Here is a 16,644-nt window from a genome sequence, read left to right as displayed (position 1 = left end):
AGCGGGTGATGCCCCCATATTGCGTGTGTCAGACGGGCATTTTGATCTTGGGCGCGACGTCTTTCGCCAGACGTTGCAGGGATTCTGCCCAAGGCTTGGGATCGTCGATGCTGTCATGCTGGTTGACGGCGATCTGGCCCCAGCCGCCGGTCTGATCGGCGAGCTTTTCAAGCTTTTCCGTGACCGTTTCCGACGAACCGCACAGCCATACATGGTTGACGAGGAAATCTTCGTTGATGTCGTCCGGCTGCAAATTCAGGCCGGAATCCGCGATGATGCCCTCGAACAGGCCGAACTTCTTGTAGATCGGCACGAGATATTCGCGCCATGTTCGGGCAAGGCCGCTCTTCAAGGCCAGACGCTTGGCCTCGGCATCGGTATCGGCGATGAACACGTCGCGGCAGATGCGGAAGCGGTTGCGATCCGCGACATAGCCTGCGCCGGTGGCGGCGGCAGCCCAAGTGTCCCAATGCGCCTTCATCTGTTCGACGCCGCCGAAAAACGAGATCGGGCTGTAATTGCGCTCGCCCGCGAATTTCATCGAGGGTGAGTTCTTGGACAGGCCGGTGACGGCGATTTCCATCGCATCGCGCCCACCCCAAGGGTTGTTATTGGCGATTTCGACGTCATAGCCGGGCATATTGTCCGGCCCCGGAAAACCGGCGCGGAAGGTTTCGCCCTTGTGCATGAACGGTTCGCGCTTCCAGACGCGCTCCATCAGATCAAGCGCTTCCAACTGGACCTTGCCGAGTTCCATGATGCTATCATAGCCGTGCAAAATCGCGTCGGTGTGATGGCCGCCTGGCGCCACGCCAAGGAAATAGCGGCCTTCCAAGATCTGGCTAAGCCAGCCGATGCGGATCGCGAGGGTTGCTGGATCGTGGAATGGCAGCAAATGCGCCATCGGGGCGAAACGGATCGTCTTGGTCGACTGGGCAGCCGCCGCGATGATGACATCGGGCGACGGGATGTTTTCCCATGCGAGCGTATAATGTTCGCCAATCATGAAATCGGCGAAACCGGCCTCATCCGCGATCCGCGCAATGTCCACTGCCCAGTCAAAGACCTGACGGGCGGTCCGGTTAGGCGGATTATACGGGGTCATGAAAATCCCACACTGCATTTCAGTCATTCCCTTCCATTTTTCAATTTGGCTTTTTTATTTTCGTTGCTCAGGCGCGTCCGGGGCTGCCGCCGCCGCGCGCCATCTGATGGGTATGTCGTTTTGATCCATCTTGCCGACTCAGACGCATGTTCAACGTGAATGTTGATAGGTCAACAGTGGCGTTGATATGGAGTCTAAATAGAGATGTCAACCGTATATGGGCAAAAATGATTGGTGTTGATGCCTATTATATGAATGTAGGCGCGCTTAAAATTTAAGACACCTGCTTAATTAGGGTAAGTCAGGTGTTTTAAATAAGACATATTGAATATATTTGGTGAATTTGTATAAATATTACTTTTACATATGAATTATATTTTAATTTATTACTTTATATATATTTCGATTAGTAAAGTAATAATTCTGAGGTTGAATTTCGATCAAGTTCATCGCCGTTAACTGCTGCGGCAATGCATGGCGGTATCCGATGATGGGTTGGGCGTTGGGCCTTTGTCAGGCCGAGCATTGATGTAGATCAATATTGCAAGTGAAACGCAAAAATAAACCTATTGAAACTCATTCGCAATAACGCCATCAGGGCCGCGAAAGGGGTTATCTATGACGAATCGTTTCTTGCTTTCCTTGCTCTCTGCTGCGGCGCTGGCTGTGCCGGGCGTGGCTTTGGCGGATGAAAATCTGTTTGGTTACAATACGGGTGCGGAAACCTTGCCCAAGGGATCGGGCGAGATTTACGTTTTCAACACGCTTCGTTCCGATAAGGGGCAGGGCACATATCGCGCCGTCGATACCGAGATTGAAGGTGAATATGGCGTGACGGATCGGATCACCTTGTCCGCCGCCGCCAGCTTCCTCAGCATTGATAGCAATGGCTTGTTGATTGACGGCTATCTGCCGAAGCCGATCGACAAGGGGCCGCGTTTTTCGGGGCTGGAGATGAAAGCCAAGTTCAATGTATTGAGCCCTGCGCTCGATGATTTCGGGCTTGCGATCATTACTTCGGCAGAGGTCAAGCGGCTTGACCCGCATAGCGGCCAGAAAAAGACCGAATATGAAGCCCGCGTCACGCTGGCGGGGCAGAAATATCTGATGCAGGGCCAGTTGATCTGGGTCGGAAATCTCGGGCTGAAGGCGGGCCACGAAACGCGCAAGGCCATTGCCAATCTGCCGGAAGGCTTTGATTGGCCGACCGATCCCGAAATGGAAATCGAACTGAGCGCAGGCACAGGGCTGAGCTATCGCGTAGCGCCTAATTGGTTTGTCGGCGCGGAAACGCAATATGCATCGGAATATGAAACCGAAGTGGGCCAAGAGCGCTGGTCATGGTTCGCCGGTCCGACCATTCATTATGGCGGCGAGAAATTCTGGGCGACCTTGACCTGGTTTCCGCAGATCAAGGGTGGTGGGGAAACCTATCCCGGCCAGACCGGGCATTTGCATCTGGTCGAAAAGACGAAGAATGAATATCGCCTCAAAATTGGCATGAACTTCTAAAGGAGTGCGGCAATGGCCCAGATGAAATGGTCGCATGTGATCGCATTGCCGGTGCTTGCCACGGTATCTGCGCCAGTTTCGGCCACCGAATATCTTTCGGTGGCCGATGCCCAGCGGGTGCTGATCCCGCAGGCTCAAAATTTCGTACCTTTCACGGTGACGCTTAGCCCGGCGCAACTGGCGCAGATCAAAAAAATGTCAGGCGTGCCGCAGCATAATGCACAGCCGAAAATCTGGCGAGCGATGAACGGCAAGGCGACGATTGGCTGGATCATTGTCGATGAAGTGATCGGCAAGCATGAATTCATTACCTATGCCACCGCCATATCGCCTGATGGCCATGTGCTGGGCGTCGAAATCATGAGCTATCGAGAGTCCAAGGGCGGGCAGGTGCGCGACCCGAAATGGCGTAATGTGTTTCGGGGCAAGTCCGTGCAGGACCAGTTCAAGCTCAACAAGGATGTGCCGAACATTTCGGGCGCGACCTTGTCTTGCCGGAACATCACCGATGGCGTGAAGCGGTTGCTGGTGTTGCATGCGCTGGCGCTTGGTCGGCAAAGCTGAGTTGATTACTCGTTGCAGGCCATATCTGGGGACATTTGTCGAGATCAGCGTCCCCGATCGTCACGCGAATGCGATTGAACCGGCATTTGCGACGATCGCGCATGTCCAACAGTGCATGTCCTTTCATGCGCCGGATAGCGATCTTGCCCGGTTGCGCGATGCGCCTGCTGGTGTCCCGGTCGCGGTGGATCGGAACACCGTGGCGGTGTTGCGCGTGGCGCGGGAATTATATGACCGTAGCGATGGCCTGTTCGATGTCACCATTGGCCGGGAGTTGGTGCGGGATGGTTTTCTGCCGCGCGTATCGGCCCTGCATCTGGGGCGATATACCGGTTGTGCCGTGGATATCGAGATCATCGACGATCAAAATGTCTGCTGTCATCGCCCGATGCTGATCGATCTTGGGGGGATTGCCAAGGGTTATGCAGTGGACCGGGCGGTTGAAGTCCTCATCGCGCATCAGGTGGATGAGGGGCTGGTCAATGCGGGTGGCGATTTGCGGATATTTGGCGAACGGGTCTGGCCGATTGCCCTGCGCGATGCGGACGATCAGATTCGCTGGACGATAGATTTGCCGTCATGCGCCTTGGCCAGTTCCGCCAATCTCCAGGATCGCCGCCGGTCGCGCGGACGCATGCGGACGCCGCATATCGGGGAGGGTCGTGAGGCGGTGGCCTCCAGTCAGCGCACCAGCGTGATCGCAGATCGTTGCATCATTGCCGATGCGATGACGAAAATCGCGATGGCATCGCCTGCGCTGGCGGTGCCGCTGTTAAATGCTTATGGGGCGCAGCTATTGGCCGATCCCGATGAAGGAATGATGTAACCGATGCCTCACCGCCGCACCGCCCGATTGGCCTCTTGGCAGATATGGCTATTGACCCTGAGCGGCAGCGGTCTGTGGCTGAGTGGCAGCGCATGGTTGTTGCTGCATTATTATGGCCAGACCGAGGGCGAGTTCGGGCCGCAGATGAACCCGTTGGAGCCTGATATGCTGACGGTGCATGGGTTCATGCTGATCCCGGCCTTGCTGGGCATTGGCGGGATGTTCGTGGCGCATATTCCGCATGGCTGGACACACCGGCATCAGCGTGTCGCCGGGGTCTTGCTCAGCGTAATTCTGGCGGTGCTGATCGCGAGCGGATATTTGCTTTATTATCTGGGGGATGAAGATTGGCGGGCATGGGCCAGCCTTGGCCATTGGGCGCTGGGGCTTTTATTGCCGCTGGCGTTTGTCTGGCATTATATCAACGGGCAAAAGGCGCGGCGGCGATCCACCCGCCGACCGCCAAACGGCCAATCGGGCCGTCAGGCGGTATAGGCGTTACAATTTATCGGGGCGTCCAGAAGACTTCGGTGATGATCTTCTGCCCCTTGCCGATCATACGTTCATAGATGCGGCCTCGGCCATCCTTGGTAAAGGCGACTGCCTTGCCCCATTCGGCGGGGGAATTGCCGGGATCGACATCCGCCGTGCCTTGGTCGTTTAAGGTCCGAATGCCGAAATTGGTCGGCATATGTTGCGGGCCGGTATCGACCACGGTGGCGGCCGCTATGGGGCTGTTCACAAATTGCGACGGCGTGCCACAGGTCGTGGTAGAGATGTAGATGCAGTCGAGCAGCGCATAATCATTGGTATTGGGGGCTGTGTTCGCCGCCCCATAGGTCCCGCCACCACCCGGTGCGTTGGTATAATCCATGCAGGTACCAAAATTCGCGTTGTTGAAATTGGTGTCGTCATGGCCAAGGCCGATCGTGTGGCCGATCTCCTGACAGGACACCAGTTGCTTCCATGCGGGCGTATTATAGGCGGTCAGATTGAAATAGCTGTCGTTCAGCTTGACCGTGCCTTTGACGATATAGCTGCCTGACGTCCAGATCTGGGCGATGCCGAGCCAGCCATTGTTGCCATATTTCGCGTTGCAGACTTCGACTGCATTATTCGGGCCTTTGCAGGTCGACCGGTTGACGCTCCCCGTTTCTGGTGTCGCGCTTAATTCGACATAAGCGGCAGCGTTCCATATTGTTGTCGCCGGGCTGACATAGCCAGCCCATGCGCCGCTTACATTCATGCGGACAACCAAGTTTATGGGTCTATTTTGCCACCGATATGTGCCCCATTGGGTGGCTGCCGATGCCGTTCCAACCGTTGTGGATACAAGGGCCGCAAACGCCAAGACATATGCCGATACGGGCGACTGTCTAATATAAGGCTGGGCTTTCATCATGGCCTCCCGAAATTGTATAATAAAAATTTAATATACTCTATCTGGCGGGCATCGCCAAACAGCTTTGATGGCTGGATTGATCAGAGTCTATGGGCTTGATTGTTCTGGAGATCGATCCGGTCGCGCCAGATTTCGAGCAGGGTCTGGGTACCAGCGACGATGATCGGTCCCAACACGACGCCATAAGGGCCAAACAGCAATAGCCCGCCGATAATCGCGATAAAGCTCGGCATCGAATGGAGCGCCAATTTCCGTCCGACGAGCACGGGATACAGAACATTGTCAACCAGCCCGACAACGATCATTCCCCACAGGGTCAGCAATGTGGCCGATAGAATTTGCCCCTGCATGGCGAGCACAAAAGCGGCGGGCGCCCAGATGACAAAGGCGCCAAGAAACGGGATGACAGCGAGCAAGCCCATGACCACGCCCCAGAATAAGGGCGATGGCAGGTCGAGCCACCAGAACATCAGCCCGCCCAGAAATCCCTGCAGGGCGGCGACCACGATCGTGCCATAAACCGAGGCGAAGACCGTGCTGTTGATCCGGTCAACCAGCATGCGAAACTCGCCGGGGGCGAGCGTGCTGATCCGTTCGACCGCGACCAATGCCCGGTCGTGATCGCGCAGCAGGTAGAACAGGAAGTAAAAAGTGACGAGCAGACTGAGAATGCTTGAGATCGAACCTTGCAACAGGCCGGCGCTCCATGTCCCCAGCGGCGAGGTGATCGCCTGTATCAGTTGATTGAGGTCGAAATGTTCGGTCAGCCAACGGATGATGGGGGCGAGTGCGGGGCTATGCTGTGCAAGTCGGGTCCATGTGGCCGGCGTCATCGCGCTACTGAGCAAATTGCCGCTTTCGACCACCTGATTGATGAGGGTGCTGGAAATCAAGGCGATGGGCACTACGACGATACAGGCGACGATCGCCACGGTGATGCTGGTGGCCAATCCCGGCAACTTGACCAGTTCGACGATTCGCCGTTCAAGCGGGTAAAACAATACCGCCAAAGTGATCGACCAGACGATGGAGGACAAAAAGGGCAGGGCGATCAGCGAACACAGGACCAAGCCCAAGATCAGCGCCGCCGTCAGCGCGATCATGGCGTAATAACGGGGTAGAGGTGTATGCTCGCTGGCCAAGATGCGTTCCCATATGGACTGGATTTTCTACGCATACTCTATTGGGCAGGCTTAACTGATGTTTGATCCTAATCCATGCCGGGCCGCCAAGCGACTATATATTTTCAGGTCGCCATTTCTGACGACCTGATGCGGGTGAATATAGGTAATTTAGACAATACGCAGGCCGGGGCGCTTGAAGGCGGTTTCCGGTTTGTAGCGATCGCAGACATGCCATTTGCCGGGGGAATCGTCGATAATCTGAATGTGGCGCGCCTTGGGCTGAATCAAGGTCGGGTCGATGTCCTGATCGAGCAATATGCCAAAATTCTGCCGGAAAACCCAACGGACAACGCCGGTCACGCGCTGTCCTTGTGGGAAATGGACTGTGACTTGGTCGCCCTCAATCGGCGGGACAGTCTTTGAAAGAGCACCGATCCCCCGGTTTGACAGGTTACGCGCGACAATTTCCTGTAACGGTCGACCGCCGCGTGACATTTGCAGCACGATCAGCCGCGTCTGACGCGCATCGCGCTGTTCGCTATCCTGTTCATGTTCCAGCATTGAAACCCTCATGTATCTTGATTGACCATTGGTTGATGCTGCCGACAGCCCATGGGCATTCCGGCCATGGCGCGTCAGCATCTGGCTGTAATATATGACGAATATAAGTTAAGGGATCGAAAACGCCCCCGCATCTTTACGTGAAAGGTTGATCTGCGTGGCGTGTGGATGGTCAGTGGCTGCTTTGCTGTGCGCTATGTTTACGATGATGCATGGAGATGGCCCATTGCGTCAGTTCGGCGAAGGTCAGCTCCCTGAAAAAGGTGAGGCCGACCTGATTGGTCTTGGTCCAGCACACTTTGGCGCGACGCGAATCCAGACCTTCGATCATGATCGTCACCTCCTGATCAATGCGCAGGCCGTCCGTGATGATCTTTGCGCCGCCTTGCGAGACATCCAGCACGGAAATGTGGAGCAATTGCTGCCCCATATAGAGATCGGCCTTGCACGGGATCGTGATGCGGGGCGCGCGCTGGATATTGCCATCAAGCACGCGCCGCGACATTTTCCGCAGTACATCCATAACATCAATCCGGCGGTTGAACTGCACGCCGATCCGCCCGTCATTGGCCCAGATGATACGCCCTTCCAAATCCAGATCGCCGAGCATCTGGACCGTAATCGACGCGCCGACCTCTATATCGGTATGGACATGGCCCATCATCCCTTCGGGCGAGATATTGCGCACCAGGCACAGGCCCTGAAATGTGCCGACGTTGATGGCGACGGGGCGAAAAATCGTCGTGATGCGATCATTGCCCTGATGCTCGGTCGCAAATTCGCTGACGGACGGGGAACGCATGAATTGGCCTCACTCGGTACTCGGCGCCAATATTCTATGAAATTTTTCAAGATACTTACGCCTACATATTTAGAATGCCCTGATCGCAGAAATGGCTAAATGAATGTTTAAGTCTTGCGCCATATTGATGGTAAAGATGGAATATTGCTTGATGCAGCGCTGCTTTTCAGGCTTATCGACGGCGCTTGAAACGGCGCGAATGGAATGTGCGACGCTTATTCCATTGTGCGAAGCAGCATAAACCTGTACCGGACGGCCGATAATAAGCGGCGCCGGTGTGAAACTGCACGAGGCTCGGCTGATGCAGATGGAACTCCTCTTGTTTGAAAAGATCTCCTGATATGGCGTTTGACGCTATTCCCAAGCTATTGTCCGATGCGCTGGTCGCGCGCGGCTATGAAGCTCTTACGCCCGTTCAAGACGCTGTGCTGGAACCGGAAGCACGCGGTCGCGACCTTGTGGTGTCCGCGCAGACCGGGTCCGGTAAAACGGTTGCTTTCGGCCTTGCGATGGCGACCGAGCTGTTGGACGAAAATGGCTATGCGCCGGTCGCCGCTGCGCCGCTCGCGCTGATCATTGCGCCGACTCGTGAACTGGCCTTGCAGGTCAGCCGCGAATTCATCTGGCTTTATGGCCCGACCGGCGCGCGTATCGCGACCTGTGTCGGCGGCATGGATGCCTCGAAAGAACGCCGGGCCTTGAGCCAGGGCGCGCAGATCGTCGTCGGCACGCCGGGCCGTTTGCGCGACCATCTCGAACGCGGCGCGTTGAACCTGTCTGCGTTGAAGGCGGTTGTGCTCGACGAAGCCGATGAAATGCTCGACATGGGCTTTCGCGAAGACCTTGAAGAATTGCTGGATGCGACCCCTGAGGGCCGTCGTACCTTGTTGTTCTCGGCGACCATGCCGAAGCCGATTGTGGCGCTCGCCAAGCGCTATCAGCAGGATGCGTTGCGCATCTCCACCGTGACCGAAGATCGCGGCCATGGCGATATCAGCTATCAGGCCGTCACGGTCGCGCCTGCCGATATTGAAAATGCGGTGGTCAATCTGTTGCGCCTGCATGAAGCGCCGACGGCGATGCTGTTTTGCGCGACCCGCGATAATGTGCGGCATCTCCATGCCAGCCTGATCGAACGTGGTTTCGCGGCGGTGGCCCTGTCGGGCGAGCATAGCCAGAATGAGCGCAATCAGGCGTTGCAGGCATTGCGTGATCGCCGGGCGCGGGTGTGCGTGGCGACCGACGTTGCGGCGCGCGGCATCGATTTGCCGAGCCTGTCTCTGGTGATCCATGTCGAACTGCCGCGTGATGCGGAAACCTTGCAGCACCGTTCGGGCCGGACGGGCCGCGCGGGCAAGAAGGGCGTGGCGGTATTGCTCGTCCCTTATCCGCGTCGTCGTCGCGTCGAAATGATGCTGCGTGGCGCGCGGATTGCGGCCGATTGGATCAACCCGCCGACGCCGGAAGATATTCGCATCGGTGATCGTGAACGCTTGATCGAAGCCCTGTTGCAGCCGGTCGAGATTGATGATGAAGATCGCGCATTGGCGCAGCGGCTGATCGCCGAAAAGACGCCGGAAGAAATCGCGGCGGCATTGGTGCGCGCGCATCGCGCCCGCATGCCCGCCCCGGAAGAGCTGATCGACGTCAGCTCGGGTCCGCCTGCGCGCCTTGATGGGCCACGTGCCGGTTTTGAAGATACGATCTGGTTCCGCATGGACATCGGTCGCAATCACAATGCCGATCCGCGTTGGGTATTGCCGCTGTTGTGCCGTCGTGGTCATATCACGCGCACGGAAATCGGCGCGATCCGCATTACCGCCAATGAAACCATGTTCGAAGTGCCGCGCGGCGTTGCGGGGCGTTTCGCCGAAGCGGTGAAGCGCACGGCCAATGACACGGATGACGAAGGCAGCGTGAAGATCGAAGCGACGGACGGCAAGCCGCGCGAAGAAGCGCGTCGCAACCGTCGTGAAGATGGTGGCGGCGAACGTCGCGAACCACGGACCTTTGCCAAGAAATCGCCACCGCCGCGCGCGACGCTCGGCACGGCACCGCGCCGGTCGGATCATGCCGATGGCGGTCAAGGTGCTGGTGGCCGACCGGCCTATCAGGGCGCGGGCGACAAGCCGGGCTATAAGGGTGCTGGCGGCAAGCCGGGTGGTGGCTTTAAGGGTGCTGGCGGGAAACCGGGCGGCTTTAAGGGTGCTGCCGGCGGCAAGCCTGCCTATCACGGCGGCGCAGGTCGTTCGGGTGCCGGTGGACCCGGCGGTGCTGGCGGCAAGCCGACCCGTCCGGCGGGTGGAAAGCGTCCGCGCTAAATCCTTATGCTGACGATCCTCGTTGATGCCGATGCCTGCCCGGTGAAGGAGGAGATCTATAAGGTCGCCTATCGCCATGAGGTATCGGTGGTGGTCGTCAGCAACAGCTTAATCCGCATCCCGGCACATCCGTTGATTTCCCGTTCGATTGTCAGCGACAGCTTCGATGCCGCCGATGACTGGATCGTGGAGCGCGCAGGCGCCGGTGCGGTGGTCGTGACGGCGGATATATTATTGGCGGATCGTTGCCTGAAATTGGGGGCGGCGGTGATCGCGCCCAATGGCAAGCCGTTCACCATGGCCTCGATTGGCGCGGCGATCGCCACCCGTGCGATCATGGCGGATTTGCGTGCCGGTGGCGATGCGATCGGCGGGCCGCCGCCGTTCAGTAAGACCGATCGGTCGCGCTTTTTATCGGCGCTGGATCAGGCCTTGGTGCAGTTGAAGCGGGGTCGCTGATTTTTAAAACAGGCCGTGGCTGCCGCCGACCGCGCCGATGACGGCGATCACGCTTACAGCCAATAAAAGGCGATGCGCCCACTCCATCCGTTGGAAATCGGCGGCGGGGGTCTGGGAATTGAGCATACGGCGATGCAGGAACAGCGGTTCCAGCACGAACAGCATCACGAAGAATATCAGCCACACGTCCAGCATCGCATGCATCCACCAATAATGGAGGTCGGCAAAACGGCTCCATAGATCGGCGCGATAGGTCATCCAGAACCCGCTCGCGCCTGCCAGCACGACCCAGATCTTGGCTTGCGGCGCGAAACGCCCTTCAATGCGGTGGAAGGCGGCAAGGCGATCATCCGGCTTTTCCGCCGCACGGAGGGCGGGCATCAGGACCAAGGTGACCAACCCGACGCCGCCGATCCAGAACAGCACTGCCACGACATGCACGACACGGGTGAGGGTGAAGTCATCCATTCACCGGGTGTCCGTGATAAAATTCGACCTGCATCTTCATCGGACCATTGACTTCGACATGATGGGTGCGGGCAGGGGCAATGACGCCGGGACTGGTGGGGGTGACATGCACCGGGTGGGGATCGTCATTGAAAATCAGCCGCACCTCGCCCTCCAGCACGCGCAGCAGGCCCCATACGCCCTCTTTGGTGCGGTGTTCGTTGCGGATCGCCATGGGAAGGCTGTCCTGATCGAAAATAGGGGTAATTTTATAGGGGGAGGGCGCGGCCATCATTCGGCCTTTTCCGGTTGTGGGGCGTTGGTGGCGCGGCGGGTGTGCGCAAATGTGGCGGGCTTGAAAAACAGCGCGAGGCCGAGGCTCTCAGCAATGCGGGCAGCCTTGGCCTGCAACTGAGCGGCGGCTTCGGGTGCCATTAATTCATCCGTCGTCATTTGCCACAAGCGCAGCCAGCGGTCGAACATCTCGGGGGCGATCCGGTCTTTATGCTGCATATGTGCCGGGACCGGCTGACCCTTGTAACGTCCGCTACCAAGCATGATCGAGGACCAAAAGGCCGTGAGTCGTTCCAGATGGTCGGGCCAGTCATGCACCGCATCGTTGAACAGCGGCCCGATCATGTCATCCTGACGCACCCGGGCATAAAATGTCTCGATCAGGTGCTTTAGCCCTGCTTCATCGATCTGGACCTTGTCCATCATGGGCTTGTTCCTGCATTTTCCTAAAACGTATCAGTCGTTATACCCCAAATCGCATGAATAAATTAAGCGTATTTCAAGCAACGTCACGGCATATATTCGATCTAGCGGATGGCGATCCTTGAATGGTTGCGTTATCATCGGTCGATGAGCAAAGGGTTGCGCCAAATGGCTATGGGACATGCATTTATTCCGGTTGAGCGGGTGCAAGGGGCGCGGATTGTTTTGTCTGCGATCTGGCCTGCCATCTTGTTGACCAGCCTGTCGGCATGTGGCGGTGGCGGTGGCGGTGGGACGAACTCTACGCCTACGCCGCCCGCACCGCCGGTGGCGACCAATTATAATACGTCCGAATATCAGCGTTCGCGCGGGTCGGTGCGGATGGATGCATTGTCGGCCTATAATCAAGGCGCGAGCGGCCAGAATGTGACCGTCGGCATCATCGACACGGGGATCAATACCGCCAGCCCGGAATTTTCGGGTCGCATCTCCACCGCTTCGCGGGATGTGACGGGGAGCCGGAGCGTCTCAGACATTCAGGATATTGATGAACATGGCACCGCTGTGGCGGCAATCATCGGCGCGGCGCGCAATGATGTGGGTATCATGGGCGTGGCCTTTAATTCGACCCTGTTGGTGTTGCGCGCGGATGCGCCCGGCACCTGCGGCACGAGCACAGGCTGCGAATTTTTTGACACGGCGATCGCCCAGGGGGTCAATGTATCGGTGGCGAATAATGCGCGGGTGATCAATATTTCGCTGGGCGGCGGCGCAGCCGGTAGCGTGTTTCGCAACGCCATCGATAATGCCACGGCGAATGGCAAGATAGTCGTCATTTCGGCGGGCAATGAAGGGGGTGTCGATCCCGATGCATTCGCCTTGATCGCCAATGATGCGGTGGCGCGCGGATTGGTGATTATTGCGGGGTCGCATGATCTGGATGGGACGACGCTTTCGTCCTTCAGCAACAAGGCGGGCATTGGCCAGAATAATTATTTGGCGGCGCTGGGTTCAAATGTGGCGACCATTGATGAAAATGGCGTGGATGTGATTGCGTCCGGCACGTCCTTTTCCGCCCCTCATATCTCGGGCGCGATTGCGTTGCTGGCGCAGGCTTTTCCCAATCTGACGGGCGCGCAGATCGTGGACTTGCTCTATACCAGCGCTATTGATCTTGGCGCGGTGGGTGTGGATGCGATTTATGGCCGGGGCAAATTATCGCTGACCCGCGCGTTTCAGCCGCAGGGCAGGACATCGCTGGCACTTGGTGCAGCAAGCCCGGATGGGGTTGCGGTGTCGTTGACCAGTAATGGCATGTTGAGCGCGCCGATGGGCGATAGCGCGTTACAGGGTCAGGCATTATCGGGCACGGTATTTCTCGATGGCTATGGCCGGGCCTATCAGGGGGATTTAGCGCGCACCCTTGGCCGCGCGCCACAGTCGCGCCGATTGGTTGGCAGCCTGATGGGGCAGGGGCGATCCTTTGCGGCCAATGCGGGCGGGGCATCGCTCCGGCTGTCCTTTGGGCAACGCGAGGGCGATGGGCAGCATTATTTGCACAGCTCGGCGGAGCAGCCGCGATTGTCACCGGAGGGCTATGGCTTTGGGGCGGGCGTCACGCCTGCGCGGGCGATGGCGGCGACGGTGATGGGGCGGATTTCGTCCCGGACCCAATTGGCATTCGGTTTTTCCCAGATCGGCAGCGATCTCGCCCGCCAATTCGATGGCGGGGAAGAGGCGCGGTTCCTGTTGGCGAACAGTCCGTTATCCACCCCCGGTTTCGATCATCGCGCAGGCCAGGCCTTTGCCATTCGTCATGAGCGCGGCGGCTATGCATTCACGGTGACGGCAGAATCCGGCGATGCGCTGGGCTGGTCGCCGGAACGGGTGGACAAATATCCCTATCGCATGGTCGGGGCCTCGGCGACGCATCGGGGCGGACATTGGCAATGGGGCGTCGGCGCAGGGCTGATGGACGAACAGGCGACGATGCTGGGCGGGATATTCGGCCCGGCCTTTGGTGTGGGCGGTGCGCGGACATATTTGATTGATGGACAGGCGCGACTGGATTTCAGCCCGCATTGGACCGTGGCAGGGCAGATGCGCCAAGGCTGGACACAGGCGCAATTGAGCGGCGGTCTGGCCACGGGCGGGGTGATCCTGTCGCGCAGTTTTGCGGTGGATGTGATGGGCAAGAACCTGATGATGCGCGGCGATCGGCTGGGCCTGCGGATGAGCCAGCCATTGCGGGTGGAGCGCGGTGGCCTGCGTCTCGCGGTGCCGGTCAGTTATGATTATGCGTCACGGACGGCGACCTTGGCGTCGCGTCAATTCGGCTTGACCCCAAGCGGGCGGGAAATCGATCTGGAGGCCAATTATGGCGTCCGCCTTATGGGGGGATGGATCGATACGAACCTGTTCTGGGGGCGGCAACCGGGCCATATTGCCGCCCAGCCCCATGATATGGGCATGGCCGTGCGCTATGGGCTGCATTTTTAGAACTTAAGCGCGTGGCAGATGCTGGCGCGCCCATTGGACGATCTGGGCATGGGGAACGGCGCCGGATTGCCGCGCCAGTTCCTTGCCCTTGTGGAGCAATATCAAGGTGGGAATGCTCCTGATGGCGAAACGGCTGGCCAAGGCCTGTTCGGCCTCGGTGTCGAGCTTGCCGAGCCGGAGTGCCGGTTCGAGGTCGCGGGCCGCCGCTTCGAACGCAGGGGCCATTTGACGGCAGGGACCGCACCAGCTTGCCCAGCAATCGACCAGCAAGGGAAGATCGCTGCTTTGTGCATGGGCATGAAAATTGGCGCTGGTCAGCGTCACGGCATGGCCGGTGAACAAGGCCGATCCGCAACGCCCGCATTTGCCGCCTGCGCCTAAACGGTCGGACGGCGCACGATTCAGGGTCGCGCATTGTGGGCAGGCAATAATCAGATTTTGCGTCATCTTATCTGTCCTCATCCCGATCTGGCGGTGATGATAAACCTTAAGCTGATTCGCGCCAATATTGATGAGCTTGCGGCATGATATGCGGGTATATGTGGTGACCCCTACGGGAATCGAACCCGTGCTTCAGCCGTGAGAGGGCCGCGTCCTGACCGCTAGACGAAGGGGCCGGATGAGGTTGGCAAAACCGGGTGTCGGTGCAGATGGAGCGGCAACAGTGAGTGTAACAACTACATGCACTGATTCGGGATGCCGATGCCATCTTCTGCGAAAGCGCCGATTATCAGCGCTTTAAGAAATTGGTCGGGGAAAGAGGATTCGAACCTCCGGCCCCTGCCTCCCGAAGACAGTGCTCTACCAGGCTGAGCTATTCCCCGACCGAACCAACGCGTTTTGACACGCACTGGAGAAGCAGTGGGGGAGCCTATAGGCAGAGATTGCGCAGGGATCAAGCTCCCTTGGCGGCGATCATGTCATTTACATGCACAAATTTTTCGCGCGGGGACTCATCGCGGGCGCGGGCGACCTCGGCGACATCGATCGTCTGCCAATCTTCGAAGGTCACGACATCGTGATGACGCGCTTTGAGCAGGGCATCCAGCCCCGCGCGGCCCGCCTTGCCTGCGGCGATGGGGTGGTCGGCAGCGATCTGGTCGGCGATGAACGCGCCGTCCGGCTTGTTGGTGCCGATGGTGCCGCTGGGGCCGCGTCGCGCCCAGCCGACGCAATACAGGCCGGGAAGGATGCGGCCATCCACATTGGCGAAACGGCCCGAATGTTCATCATAAGGCACGCCCGGAATATGCGGGGTGCGATAGCCGATACAACTGACGACCAATTCGCACGGGATCGCATAGGTTTCGCCCGTGCCGACCGCCTGCATCTGATGATCGAGCCTTGTGCGTTCCACGATCATCCGTTCAACCTTGCCATCGCCTTCCAGCGCAACCGGCTTGGCGAAAAAATCGAATTCAATCGTGATCGGCTTGGTATCGGATGGGGGATTGGCCGCGTATTGGCGAATCAGTTCGACCGATTTACGCATGCCGGGTTCGAGCAAGGCATCTTCGCTGGCAGGCGGAAGGTCGGCTGGATCGACCTTGGGCGCGGCGCGGCTGAGATAGCCGAGTTCGGCCAGCTCCTTTGGCGTCATCGCGATTTGGTGCGGGCCGCGACGGCCAAGGATGGTGACGTGGCTGATGTTGGAGTGATCGAGCGCGTCAATCGCATGGGTGACGATGTCCGACCCGGCGAATTCTGTGCGCGTTTTGGAGAGGATGCGGGCGACATCGAGCGCGACATTGCCATTGCCGACGATCACTGCGCCGGTGCCTTTCAAGGGCGGATTGAGGGCGGCATGATCGGGATGGCCATTATACCAGCCGACCATGCCCGCTGAACCGACCACGCCCGGCAGATCATCGCCCGGAATGCCCAATTTGCGATCATTCGGCGCGCCGGTCGCCAGCACCACCGCATCATAGAGATCGAGCAACTCCTCAATCGATAATGTCTCGCCGACTGAGACATTGCCGTAGAAACGCACATTTTCCGAGGTGGCGACGGCTTCATATCGCCGGGTGACGGCCTTGATCGATTGATGGTCGGGGGCGACGCCGCTGCGGATCAGGCCGAACGGGCTGGGCAAGCGGTCGATAAAGTCGATCTGCACCTTGTCGCCGAAAATCTTCTGGCAGGCTTCTGCGGTGTAAAAGCCTGCCGGGCCGGAACCAATGATCGCAATATGGTGCATCAACATCATCTCCGTCTGGTGCGGCGGATTTGATGCCGCCTTTATTCCCAGACAGGCTAGCCCAGCAGGGGCGGCGCGCAAGCCTTAAATGATGAGCGGTGGATC

At 58.4% G+C, this 16,644-nt stretch carries 17 protein-coding genes and 2 tRNA genes; 7 read left to right on the top strand and 12 right to left on the bottom strand.

All coding sequences use genetic code 11. The features are described from left to right. Positions 1 to 28: 28 nt before the first annotated feature. The gene (locus tag K6117_RS04980; RefSeq protein WP_246604809.1) at positions 29 to 1,132 is read right to left on the bottom strand and encodes an LLM class flavin-dependent oxidoreductase; all 1,104 of its coding nucleotides are present in this window, start codon (positions 1,130 to 1,132) and stop codon (positions 29 to 31) included. 591 nt (positions 1,133 to 1,723) lie between these two features. Between K6117_RS04980 and K6117_RS04975 the strand changes: the two genes are divergently transcribed. Genes K6117_RS04975 through K6117_RS04960 form a run of 4 tightly spaced genes read left to right on the top strand, consistent with a single transcriptional unit; the run spans position 1,724 to position 4,502 of the window. Continuing rightward, positions 1,724 to 2,617 carry a DUF6662 family protein gene (locus tag K6117_RS04975; protein WP_221792586.1) on the top strand — a complete coding sequence of 298 codons (894 nt, stop codon included), beginning with the start codon at positions 1,724 to 1,726 and terminating at the stop codon, positions 2,615 to 2,617. 12 nt (positions 2,618 to 2,629) lie between these two features. Next, positions 2,630 to 3,181 (top strand): FMN-binding protein, encoded by a 552-nt coding sequence (locus K6117_RS04970; protein WP_221792585.1) that lies wholly within the window; start codon positions 2,630 to 2,632, stop codon positions 3,179 to 3,181. After that, positions 3,153 to 4,007 (top strand): FAD:protein FMN transferase, encoded by an 855-nt coding sequence (locus tag K6117_RS04965; RefSeq protein ID WP_221792584.1) that lies wholly within the window; start codon positions 3,153 to 3,155, stop codon positions 4,005 to 4,007. Before K6117_RS04970 ends, K6117_RS04965 begins: the two co-directional genes overlap by 29 nt. A gap of 3 nt (positions 4,008 to 4,010) precedes the next feature. Beyond that, positions 4,011 to 4,502: a hypothetical protein gene (locus K6117_RS04960; RefSeq protein WP_221792583.1), complete on the top strand. Its 492-nt coding sequence runs from the start codon at positions 4,011 to 4,013 to the stop codon at positions 4,500 to 4,502. A 10-nt stretch (positions 4,503 to 4,512) separates the two neighbouring features. On the opposite strand, the gene K6117_RS04955 is transcribed toward K6117_RS04960, so the two are convergent. The 4 genes from K6117_RS04955 to K6117_RS04940 form a co-directional block, all read right to left on the bottom strand. Beyond that, on the bottom strand, positions 4,513 to 5,253 hold the full coding sequence (locus K6117_RS04955) for a hypothetical protein (protein ID WP_221792582.1): 741 nt from the start codon (positions 5,251 to 5,253) through the stop codon (positions 4,513 to 4,515). 236 nt (positions 5,254 to 5,489) lie between these two features. Continuing rightward, entirely contained in the window at positions 5,490 to 6,551 is a 1,062-nt protein-coding gene (locus K6117_RS04950) for an AI-2E family transporter (RefSeq protein WP_221792581.1), read from the bottom strand. Positions 6,552 to 6,701: 150 nt separating this feature from the next. Further along, positions 6,702 to 7,106, bottom strand: coding sequence for a hypothetical protein (locus K6117_RS04945; protein WP_221792580.1), 405 nt, complete (start codon positions 7,104 to 7,106; stop codon positions 6,702 to 6,704). A 160-nt stretch (positions 7,107 to 7,266) separates the two neighbouring features. Beyond that, the gene (locus K6117_RS04940) at positions 7,267 to 7,896 is read right to left on the bottom strand and encodes a PilZ domain-containing protein (protein ID WP_221792579.1); all 630 of its coding nucleotides are present in this window, start codon (positions 7,894 to 7,896) and stop codon (positions 7,267 to 7,269) included. A gap of 341 nt (positions 7,897 to 8,237) precedes the next feature. Between K6117_RS04940 and K6117_RS04935 the strand changes: the two genes are divergently transcribed. Together K6117_RS04935 and K6117_RS04930 are read left to right on the top strand one after the other, a co-directional pair. Then, positions 8,238 to 10,217 carry a DEAD/DEAH box helicase gene (locus tag K6117_RS04935; protein ID WP_221792578.1) on the top strand — a complete coding sequence of 660 codons (1,980 nt, stop codon included), beginning with the start codon at positions 8,238 to 8,240 and terminating at the stop codon, positions 10,215 to 10,217. 6 nt (positions 10,218 to 10,223) lie between these two features. After that, positions 10,224 to 10,676: a YaiI/YqxD family protein gene (locus K6117_RS04930; RefSeq protein WP_221792577.1), complete on the top strand. Its 453-nt coding sequence runs from the start codon at positions 10,224 to 10,226 to the stop codon at positions 10,674 to 10,676. A gap of 3 nt (positions 10,677 to 10,679) precedes the next feature. Here K6117_RS04930 and K6117_RS04925 read toward each other — a convergent pair whose 3' ends face one another. From K6117_RS04925 to K6117_RS04915, 3 genes are read right to left on the bottom strand one after another with little or no spacing between them, the layout of a single operon-like run. Next, complete coding sequence (locus tag K6117_RS04925) at positions 10,680 to 11,144, bottom strand: hypothetical protein (protein WP_221792576.1); 465 nt, start codon at positions 11,142 to 11,144, stop codon at positions 10,680 to 10,682. Continuing rightward, a complete protein-coding gene (locus K6117_RS04920) occupies positions 11,137 to 11,418 on the bottom strand; it encodes a TehB family protein (RefSeq protein ID WP_425514680.1) in 282 nt (93 codons plus the stop codon). The genes K6117_RS04925 and K6117_RS04920 overlap by 8 nt, the downstream gene beginning before the upstream one ends. Continuing rightward, positions 11,415 to 11,840, bottom strand: coding sequence for a group III truncated hemoglobin (locus K6117_RS04915; protein WP_221792902.1), 426 nt, complete (start codon positions 11,838 to 11,840; stop codon positions 11,415 to 11,417). Before K6117_RS04915 ends, K6117_RS04920 begins: the two co-directional genes overlap by 4 nt. A 168-nt stretch (positions 11,841 to 12,008) precedes the next feature. Between K6117_RS04915 and K6117_RS04910 the strand changes: the two genes are divergently transcribed. Next, positions 12,009 to 14,339: a S8 family peptidase gene (locus K6117_RS04910; protein WP_221792575.1), complete on the top strand. Its 2,331-nt coding sequence runs from the start codon at positions 12,009 to 12,011 to the stop codon at positions 14,337 to 14,339. Positions 14,340 to 14,342: 3 nt separating this feature from the next. On the opposite strand, the gene trxC is transcribed toward K6117_RS04910, so the two are convergent. The 4 genes from trxC to K6117_RS04890 form a co-directional block, all read right to left on the bottom strand. Next, entirely contained in the window at positions 14,343 to 14,786 is a 444-nt protein-coding gene (gene trxC / locus K6117_RS04905) for a thioredoxin TrxC (protein ID WP_221792574.1), read from the bottom strand. Between the two features lie 95 nt (positions 14,787 to 14,881). Beyond that, positions 14,882 to 14,956 (bottom strand) — tRNA-Glu (locus tag K6117_RS04900). 130 nt (positions 14,957 to 15,086) lie between these two features. Further along, positions 15,087 to 15,163 (bottom strand) — tRNA-Pro (locus K6117_RS04895). 71 nt (positions 15,164 to 15,234) lie between these two features. Next, positions 15,235 to 16,539 (bottom strand): FAD-dependent oxidoreductase, encoded by a 1,305-nt coding sequence (locus K6117_RS04890; protein WP_221792573.1) that lies wholly within the window; start codon positions 16,537 to 16,539, stop codon positions 15,235 to 15,237. Between the last annotated feature and the right edge of the window lie 105 nt (positions 16,540 to 16,644).

Origin of the sequence: Alteraquisediminimonas sediminicola (genome assembly GCF_019740335.1) — a bacterium.
Classification (GTDB): Bacteria; Pseudomonadota; Alphaproteobacteria; order Sphingomonadales; family Sphingomonadaceae; genus Alteraquisediminimonas; species Alteraquisediminimonas sediminicola.
This window is presented reverse-complemented; position numbering and strand designations above follow the sequence as displayed.

What these genes read in the sequence shown, in the direction of transcription:
- K6117_RS04980 (WP_246604809.1), bottom strand. Translation starts at nt 1,132, where the DNA reads ATGACTGAAATGCAGTGTGGGATTTTCATGACCCCGTATAATCCGCCT.
- K6117_RS04975 (WP_221792586.1), top strand. Translation starts at nt 1,724, where the DNA reads ATGACGAATCGTTTCTTGCTTTCCTTGCTCTCTGCTGCGGCGCTGGCT.
- K6117_RS04970 (WP_221792585.1), top strand. Translation starts at nt 2,630, where the DNA reads ATGGCCCAGATGAAATGGTCGCATGTGATCGCATTGCCGGTGCTTGCC.
- K6117_RS04965 (WP_221792584.1), top strand. Translation starts at nt 3,153, where the DNA reads ATGCGCTGGCGCTTGGTCGGCAAAGCTGAGTTGATTACTCGTTGCAGG.
- K6117_RS04960 (WP_221792583.1), top strand. Translation starts at nt 4,011, where the DNA reads ATGCCTCACCGCCGCACCGCCCGATTGGCCTCTTGGCAGATATGGCTA.
- K6117_RS04955 (WP_221792582.1), bottom strand. Translation starts at nt 5,253, where the DNA reads ATGAATGTAAGCGGCGCATGGGCTGGCTATGTCAGCCCGGCGACAACA.
- K6117_RS04945 (WP_221792580.1), bottom strand. Translation starts at nt 7,106, where the DNA reads ATGAGGGTTTCAATGCTGGAACATGAACAGGATAGCGAACAGCGCGAT.
- K6117_RS04940 (WP_221792579.1), bottom strand. Translation starts at nt 7,896, where the DNA reads ATGCGTTCCCCGTCCGTCAGCGAATTTGCGACCGAGCATCAGGGCAAT.
- K6117_RS04935 (WP_221792578.1), top strand. Translation starts at nt 8,238, where the DNA reads ATGGCGTTTGACGCTATTCCCAAGCTATTGTCCGATGCGCTGGTCGCG.
- K6117_RS04930 (WP_221792577.1), top strand. Translation starts at nt 10,224, where the DNA reads ATGCTGACGATCCTCGTTGATGCCGATGCCTGCCCGGTGAAGGAGGAG.
- K6117_RS04925 (WP_221792576.1), bottom strand. Translation starts at nt 11,144, where the DNA reads ATGGATGACTTCACCCTCACCCGTGTCGTGCATGTCGTGGCAGTGCTG.
- K6117_RS04920 (WP_425514680.1), bottom strand. Translation starts at nt 11,418, where the DNA reads ATGATGGCCGCGCCCTCCCCCTATAAAATTACCCCTATTTTCGATCAG.
- K6117_RS04915 (WP_221792902.1), bottom strand. Translation starts at nt 11,840, where the DNA reads ATGGACAAGGTCCAGATCGATGAAGCAGGGCTAAAGCACCTGATCGAG.
- K6117_RS04910 (WP_221792575.1), top strand. Translation starts at nt 12,009, where the DNA reads ATGGCTATGGGACATGCATTTATTCCGGTTGAGCGGGTGCAAGGGGCG.
- trxC (WP_221792574.1), bottom strand. Translation starts at nt 14,786, where the DNA reads ATGACGCAAAATCTGATTATTGCCTGCCCACAATGCGCGACCCTGAAT.
- K6117_RS04890 (WP_221792573.1), bottom strand. Translation starts at nt 16,539, where the DNA reads ATGCACCATATTGCGATCATTGGTTCCGGCCCGGCAGGCTTTTACACC.